Here is a 7,266-nt window from a genome sequence, read left to right on the forward strand (position 1 = left end):
GGCCTGCTCCTCGCCGGGGCCCGGGCTGGCCGGGGCGCTCGGGCTGGCCGTCGGGGACGGCGTCGGCTCGGCCACCGCGACCTGGCCCACACCGAGCCCCATCCCGGCCGTGGCGGCCACCGCGGCCGCGCCGGCCGCCCACTTCGCTCTGCTGCTCATCTGCTGCTCCTCCCTGCCCGCCGAGCGGTTCGACGGTGCGACCGACGCTAGGAAGGGCGGCTGTCAGCGCGGTGTGAACCGGCCGTCAGCCCGCTGGCAGCTCAGAGGTTGCCGCGGCGCTCCTGCTCCCGCTCGATCGCCTCGAACAGCGCCTTGAAGTTGCCCTTGCCGAAGCCGAGCGAGCCGTGCCGCTCGATCAGCTCGAAGAACACCGTCGGACGGTCCCCCAGCGGCTTGGTGAAGATCTGCAGCAGGTAGCCGTCCTCGTCGCGGTCGACGAGGATGCCGCGGCGCTGCAGCTCCTCGACCGGCACCCGCACCTCACCGATCCGCTCCCGCAGCGTGGGGTCGGTGTAGTAGGAGTCGGGGGTCTGCAGGAACTCCACGCCCTCGGCGCGCAGGTGGTCCACCGCGGCGAGGATGTCGTTGGTGGCCAGGGCGAGGTGCTGGGCGCCGGGGCCGTCGTAGAACTCGAGGAACTCATCGATCTGGCTGCGCCGCTTCGCCACCGCCGGCTCGTTGAGCGGGAACTTCACCCGGTGGTTGCCGTTCGCCACCACCTTGCTCATCAGCGCGGAGTAGTCGGTGGCGATGTCGTCACCGATGAACTCGGCCATGTTGGTGAAGCCCATCACCTCGTTGTAGAAGCGGACCCACTCATCCATCTTCCCCAGCTCGACGTTGCCGACCACGTGGTCGAGGGCCTGGAACACCCGGGTCGGCGCGCCGTCGCGCGGGAGGTGGCCCGAGGTGCGGGCGACGAAGCCGGGCAGGAACGGGCCGGTGTAGCGGCTGCGGTCGACCAGGGTGTGCACGGTGTCGCCGTAGGCGGCCAGGGTCGCGGTGCGGACGGTGCCGTGCTCGTCGCTGAGGTCGTGCGGCTCGACCAGGACGGTCGCCCCGACCGAGCGGGCGTGGGCGACGCAGCGGTCGACGTCGGGCACCTCCAGGCTGATGTCGACCACCCCGTCGCCGTGGCGGCGGTGGTGGTCGAGCAGCGGGCTGTCCGGGGCGACGCCGCCGGTGACCACGAACCGGCAGGAGCCGCTGCGCAGCACGTAGGCGACGGAGTCGCGGCGACCCGTCTCGGGGCCCGCGTAGGCCTCGAGCCGCATGCCGAAGGCGGACTGGTAGTGCTTGGCGGTCTGGGTGGCGTTGCCGACCACCCAGTGCACGGCGTCCCAGCCGGTGACGGGGAAGACGTCACCGGCGGCGTCGTAGTCGACGAGGCCGACGAGCTGGCGCAGCTGCTCGGCGCTGAGCGAGGCCAGCTTCTCGTCGGCGGTGAGGATGGAGGAGGTGAGCACGTCGGTGGACTCGGTCATGGGGCCAGTGCAGTGCCGGCTGTCAGGTTGTGCAACAGTCGGTCGGACAGGTGGACAACCTGACCACCTGCCTGTCGGACGGCGCTGTCGACCTGGAGGCAACGTGACCAGCAGCCACCACACCCTCGACGACCTGGACCGCCGGCTGCTCGCGCTGTTCGCGGCCCGTCCGCGGCTGGGCGTGCTGGAGGCGAGCCGGCAGCTGAAGGTGGCCCGGGGCACCGTGCAGGCGCGGCTGGACCGGCTCACCGCGGCCGGCGTCATCACCGGGTGGGGCCCGGAGATCTCACCGGAGGCGCTCGGCTACGGGGTGACCGCCTTCGTCAGCCTCGAGATCGACCAGTCGCTGCGGCAGCGGATCACCGCCCACCTCGAGCGCATCCCGCAGGTGCTGGAGTGCTGGACGGTGACCGGCAACGGCGACCTGTGGTGCCGGCTGGTGGCGCGCTCCAACGCCGACCTGCAGGACGTCATCAACGTGCTGGTGGCCGACCCGGGCATCCTGCGCACCTCGACGGTGATCGGGCTGAGCACCGAGATCGCCATGCGCACCCAGCCGCTGGTCCAGCACCGTGAGCCGCGCCGGTGACGCAGGTCGGCCGCTACCGGCTCACCCGGCGCCTGGGGGTGGGGTCGTTCGCCACCGTCTGGCTGGCCGCCGGGCCCGAGGACGAGGTGGCGGTGAAGGTGCTGGCCGAGAACTGGGCGGTGGACGTCGACGTCCGGGCCCGGTTCCTGGCCGAGGCGCGGCTGCTGCAGCGGATCGCCGACCCGCGGCTGGTGGCGGTGCACGAGATCGGCACGTTGCCCGACGGTCGGCCCTGGTTCGCGATGGACCACTGCCCCGGCGGTTCGCTGGACGACCTGCGCCGGCAGCGCCTGCCGGCCGACCGGGCGCTGCGGCTGACCGCCGAGGCCGCCCGCTGCCTGCACGAGCACGGGGTGGTGCACCGCGACGTCACCCCGGGCAACCTGCTGCTGGACGCCGACGGCCGGGTCCGGCTGGCCGACCTCGGGGTGGCCAAGGACCTGTCGGTGGGCACCGGCTCGACGATGACCGCGGGCACCCCCGCCTACATGGCCTGGGAGCAGGCCACCGGCGGCGCGCTGGACCGCCGCTGCGACGTGTACTCGCTGGCCTGCGTCGGCTACGCCCTGCTCACCGGCCGGCCGCCGTTCCCGGTGCGCACGCTGGCCGACCTGGTCGCCCGCGGCCCGGACGCCCGCCCGCCGGCCGTGGCGGCGGCGGTCGGGATGCCGGCCGAGCTGGACGACCTGCTGGGAGCCGCACTGAGCTCGGACCCACGGCAGCGTCCGACGACCGCCGCCGCGCTGGCCGACGCCCTGGACGCGATCGCCCCTGCCGGCCTCGGGCGCTCGGGCTTCGACGAGCTCAGCCCGCTGGGGTCGGGTGAGCGCGAGACGTCACTCCAGCGCGGGACGTCACCCCAGCGCGGGACGTCACCCCAGCGCGGGACGTCACCCCAGCGCCCTGAGCCTGTCGAAGGGCGGAGGCCGGGCGGGCTCGGGCGGTTCGGGGTGGTGCTGGGCGCGGTGGTGGTGGTGCTGCTCGTCGTGCTGGTGGTCTCGCTCGGGGTGCTGCTGGCCTGACGCCACGCCCACCTGGTCAGGGCCAGGTGCGGGCGAGGGAGGCGAAGAGCTCGGGGTCGCTGTGCAGCGGGATGACGCAGAGCAGGTGGCCGCCCGGGGCGCGCAGGGTGCGGCAGCCCTGCCAGCTCGACTCCGCCACGGCGCCGAGCGCCTCGAGCCGGGCGACCTCGGCGTCGACGTCGTCGGTCTCGATGTCGACGTGGAGGCGGGCCGCGCTGCCGACCCGCTGCACGGCGACGTCGAGGCTCGGCACCGCCCCGTGCAGCGTGAGGTACTGCGGCTCGTCGGGTGGGCTGGAGACCGTCGCCCCCAGCGCCTCCGACCAGAAGGCCGCGCTGGCGTCGGCCTCGGCCTCGGGGGTGTCGATGAGGAGGGTGGACAGCCGGCTGCGGTGCACGGTCGCTCCTTCCGGGCGAGGACGGGTCAGGGCTCGCGGGTGTGGTCGGCGACGGCGACGAGCACCCGCAGGGTGTGCTCGAAGCAGCCGAGGACGACCCAGATCAGCACCACCAGCAGCAGGACGACAGTCCCCACCCCGAGGACGAGGAGCAGCGGGTACCCGCCGAGGTCGCTGCCCCCGCTGGTGAGCACGACGTAGACCGCCGCGGAGGAGCCGGGGCGGCGGGGGCGGCGGCGGTGACGGTGGGCCGGAGGACACTCGCCCACCCTCGCGCCCGCGGACCGGGCCCGCAAGGGGGCGCGACCGCTCGGGCTCAGCCGCTGAACGCCCCAGGCCGGCGGACGGCGTAGGTGACCACGGAGATGCCGCTGCTGAAGGTCCGCGACCGCTCCACCGTGAGCTCGGCGGGGGTGTCGCCGAACAGCCGGGTGCCGCGGCCGAGGACGACCGGGATGGTGGTCAGCACGTAGCGGTCGACCAGCCCGGCCGCGGCCAGGCTGCGGACCAGCTCGCCGCTGCCGAGGACGACGATCTCGCCGTCGAGGGCGTGCGTGAGCCCCGTGACCGTCTCGGCCGCCTCGCCGGGCAGCAGGGTCGAGGCCGGGTGCGGCAGCTCGGTGCCGGCGTGACGGGAGGCGACGTACTTCGGGGTGTCGCGCAGGACGTCGGTGAACGGGTTGGGCTCAGAGGTGGAGAGCCAGTGGCCGACCAGGTCGGTGTAGGTGCGGCGGCCGAACAGCAGGGACGTGCTGGTCGCGTCCCCGGCCATGGACGCCATCGCGGCCTCCGGGTCGCGGGATAACCACTCGGCGGCCCAGCCGCCGCGGTCGAACCCGCCGCGGGTGTCCTCGTCGAGGCCGCCCGGGGACTGCATGACCCCGTCCAGGGAGATGTTCTCGATGACGACGAGCTCGGCCACGTCCTGCTCCTCCGTGTCGTGGGCAGCGCCGCCGGTGCGGCGGTGCTGGGGCTGACCTCGGTGGGACGCGGAACTCATCGCCCCCGGTGTCGTCGGGTGCTCGCCCTTCGACAGGCTCAGGGCGTTCGGGGTGCGTCGGTGCGTGGGTGCCGCTGATCGCCCTTCGGCAGGCTCAGGGCGTTGGGGGCGGGTCGGGCTCGGGGCGGTGAAGGAGGGTCGGTCAGCTGGCGCGGGTGACAGCCCACTGGCGGATGCGGTCGATGCGGGCCTGCAGCTGGTCGGCGTCGGCGGTGGCGGTCAGCGGGCCACCGCAGGCCTCGCGCAGGGCGTTGTGGATGACGCCGTGCGGCTCGCCGGTGCGGTGGTGCCAGGCGCCGACCAGGCCGTTGAGCTCGCGGCGCAGCTCGCGCAGCTTCTGGTGGGTGGCCTGGGCCTGCTGGCGCTCCTGCTCCTGCGGGCTGGCGCCGCGGGCCAGCTGCTCGGCCTGGCGGCGCTGCAGCAGGTCGCGCACCTGCTCCGGCTCCAGCAGCCCGGGCAGCCCCAGGTAGTCAGCCTCGTCCACCGACCCCGCCGCGCCGCCGAGCCCGTACTCGCCCCCGTCGAAGAGGACGCGGTCGAAGTCGGCCTCGCTGGCCAGCGCCGCGAACTCGCCCGCCTCGAGGTCGGCGTCCGGTTCGTCGTGGACCGCCTCGTCGATCTCGTCGAGCTCGATCTCCTCGGTGCGCGTGGCCACCTTGAAGGCGTGGTCGCGCTCGACCTCCATCTCGGCGGCGTAGCCGAGCAGTGCCGAGACGCTGGGCACGAACACCGAGGCGGTCTCGCCCTTGGCCCGGGCCCGGACGAAGCGGCCCACGGCCTGGGCGAAGAACAGCGGGGTCATCGTGGTGGTGGCGTAGACCCCCACCGCCAGCCGGGGGACGTCCACACCCTCGGAGACCATCCGCACCGCCACCATCCAGCGCTGCCGGCCGGCGGAGAACTCGCTGATCCGCTCGCTGCTGCCCGCCTCGTCGCTGAGCACGACCACCGGCTCCTCGCCCGAGATCTGGCGCAGCATGGCGGCGTAGGCCCGGGCGCTGGTCTGGTCGGTGGCGATCACCAGACCCCCGGCGTCCGGGACGCCGGAGCGGACCTCGGTGAGGCGGGTGTCGGCGGCCTGCAGCACGGCCGGCACCCAGGAGCCGTGCGGGTCGAGCGCGGTGCGCAGCGCCTGCGCGGCGAGGTCCTTGGTGAGCGGGCCGCCGAGCCGGGCGGCGATCTCGTCCCCGGCCCGGGTCCGCCACGACATCTCGCCGCTGTAGGCCATGAACAGCACCGGCCGGACGATGCCGTCGGCCAGCGCCTCGCCGTAGCCGTAGGTGTAGTCCGCGCGCGAACGCAGGTGACCGGTGCCGTCGTGCTCGTAGCGCACGAACGGGATCGGGGTGCTGTCGGAGCGGAACGGGGTGCCGGTCAGCGCCAGCCGTCGGGTCGCCGGGTCGAAGGCCTCGCGGACCGCCTCACCCCAGCTGCGGGCGTCCCCGGCGTGGTGGATCTCGTCGAGCACGACCAGCGTCTTGGTGCGCTCCACCCGGATCCGCAGCGCGTTGGGGTTGACCGCCACCCCGGCGTAGGTGAGCGCGAACCCCTGGTACTCGGTGCTGGTGCCGCCCTGCCGGGTGCCGAAGGCCGGGTCGATCGCCAGCCCGATCCGCGCCGCGGCCTCGGCCCACTGGGTCTTCAGGTGCTCGGTCGGGGCCACCACCACGACCTGGTTGACCACCCGCCGGTTGATGAGGTCGGCGGCCAGGTGCAGGGCGAAGGAGGTCTTGCCGGCGCCCGGGGTGGCGACGGCGAGGAAGTCCTTGGGCTCATCGCGGTGGTAGAGGTCGAGCGCGGCCTGCTGCCAGGCCCGGAGCTTGGTGACGGTGCCCCAGGCGGCCCGGTCGGGAAAGGCCGGGGGCAGCCGGTCGGGGTGGGCGCGCTCGACGTTCCTGGGGTCGGGGTGCCGGGGTGTCACTGGCCCCACTGTAGTGCCGGGACGGACGGAGCCGGACGCTCAGCCGAGGTCGACCGCGTGCACCGACCCGTCCTGCGCCCCGACCAGCAGCAGCTCCCCCACCCGCACCGGGGTGGAGAACGTGTTGGCGGTGAACAGCTGCCGCCGGCGGCGGGCCGTCCCGGTCGTGAGGTCGATCTCGGTGAGCAGCCCGGCCACGCCGACCAGCCACGCGGTGCGGCCGTCGTCGGACAGCACCGGGCCGGCGTTGAACGCGCGCGGCGCGGTCGGCAGCGTCCAGCCGACGGTGCCGTCCGCCGGGTCGAGCAGGGCGGCGACGCCGCGCTCGTCGACCACCAGCAGCGCGTCCTCGCCGAGCAGCAGCGACGGGGTGTAGACGTGGCTGCCGGTGCGGCGCCAGCGCTCGGTGCCGGTGCGGCGGTCCAGCGCGATGGCTGCGGCCACCGTGGAGACCAGCACGCCGCCGTCGGGGAGCAGCTCGACTGTGTCGTCCCAGGGGCCGTAGATCAGCCGGGTGTAGGCGGTGGTGCGGGTGGTGGTGTCGAAGGTCCAGCGCCGCTCGCCGGTGCGGGCGTCGTGGCCGTGGGCGCGGCCGTCGCCGGCGCCGACCACGACCAGCTCGCCGTCGCAGGCGACCCGACCGGCCGACATCACCGGCACCGGCGTCTGCCAGCGGACGCGGCCTCCCGCGTCGAGGCAGAACAGCGTCGGTCCGGCGGCGACGAGCACCGCCTCGGCCCCGTCGACCTCGGCCACCAGCGGCGCGGACAGCACCGGCACGCCGAGGTCGGCCCGCCAGCGCTCCTGGCCGGTGGCGGCGTCGAGCGCGTGCAGGGCCGAGTCCGCCGAGGGC

At 74.5% G+C, this 7,266-nt stretch carries 8 protein-coding genes; 2 read left to right on the forward strand and 6 right to left on the reverse strand.

What is annotated here, in order from left to right; all coding sequences use genetic code 11:
- Positions 1–260 precede the first annotated feature (260 nt).
- The gene (gene hppD, locus DVA66_RS14590) at positions 261–1,484 is read right to left on the reverse strand and encodes a 4-hydroxyphenylpyruvate dioxygenase (RefSeq protein WP_114560742.1); all 1,224 of its coding nucleotides are present in this window, start codon (positions 1,482–1,484) and stop codon (positions 261–263) included.
- 103 nt (positions 1,485–1,587) lie between these two features.
- Here hppD and DVA66_RS14595 point away from each other — a divergent pair, with 103 nt between their 5' ends.
- Together DVA66_RS14595 and DVA66_RS14600 are read left to right on the forward strand one after the other, a co-directional pair.
- A complete protein-coding gene (locus DVA66_RS14595) occupies positions 1,588–2,073 on the forward strand; it encodes an Lrp/AsnC family transcriptional regulator (protein ID WP_232821971.1) in 486 nt (161 codons plus the stop codon).
- Positions 2,070–3,095, forward strand: coding sequence for a serine/threonine-protein kinase (locus DVA66_RS14600; protein ID WP_114560744.1), 1,026 nt, complete (start codon positions 2,070–2,072; stop codon positions 3,093–3,095). Before DVA66_RS14595 ends, DVA66_RS14600 begins: the two co-directional genes overlap by 4 nt.
- Positions 3,096–3,111: 16 nt before the next feature.
- On the opposite strand, the gene DVA66_RS14605 is transcribed toward DVA66_RS14600, so the two are convergent.
- From DVA66_RS14605 to DVA66_RS14620, 5 genes are all read right to left on the reverse strand, one after another.
- A complete protein-coding gene (locus tag DVA66_RS14605; protein ID WP_114560745.1) occupies positions 3,112–3,492 on the reverse strand; it encodes a VOC family protein in 381 nt (126 codons plus the stop codon).
- 26 nt (positions 3,493–3,518) lie between these two features.
- Positions 3,519–3,686, reverse strand: a complete 168-nt coding sequence (locus DVA66_RS20965) for a hypothetical protein (protein WP_157974020.1) — start codon at positions 3,684–3,686, stop codon at positions 3,519–3,521.
- 122 nt (positions 3,687–3,808) lie between these two features.
- Positions 3,809–4,414, reverse strand: a complete 606-nt coding sequence (locus DVA66_RS14610) for a dihydrofolate reductase family protein (RefSeq protein ID WP_232821972.1) — start codon at positions 4,412–4,414, stop codon at positions 3,809–3,811.
- 220 nt (positions 4,415–4,634) lie between these two features.
- Complete coding sequence (locus DVA66_RS14615) at positions 4,635–6,413, reverse strand: DEAD/DEAH box helicase (RefSeq protein ID WP_456297814.1); 1,779 nt, start codon at positions 6,411–6,413, stop codon at positions 4,635–4,637.
- Positions 6,414–6,452: 39 nt separating this feature from the next.
- The coding region (locus DVA66_RS14620; RefSeq protein ID WP_157974021.1) for an outer membrane protein assembly factor BamB family protein at positions 6,453–7,266 on the reverse strand (814 nt) is incomplete at its 5' end.

The sequence above is a fragment of the Desertihabitans aurantiacus genome, assembly GCF_003344635.1.
GTDB lineage: Bacteria > Actinomycetota > Actinomycetes > Propionibacteriales > Propionibacteriaceae > Desertihabitans > Desertihabitans aurantiacus.

Excerpts from the sequence above, each read along its gene's own strand:
- hppD (WP_114560742.1), bottom strand. The coding sequence starts at position 1,484 with ATGACCGAGTCCACCGACGTGCTCACCTCCTCCATCCTCACCGCCGAC.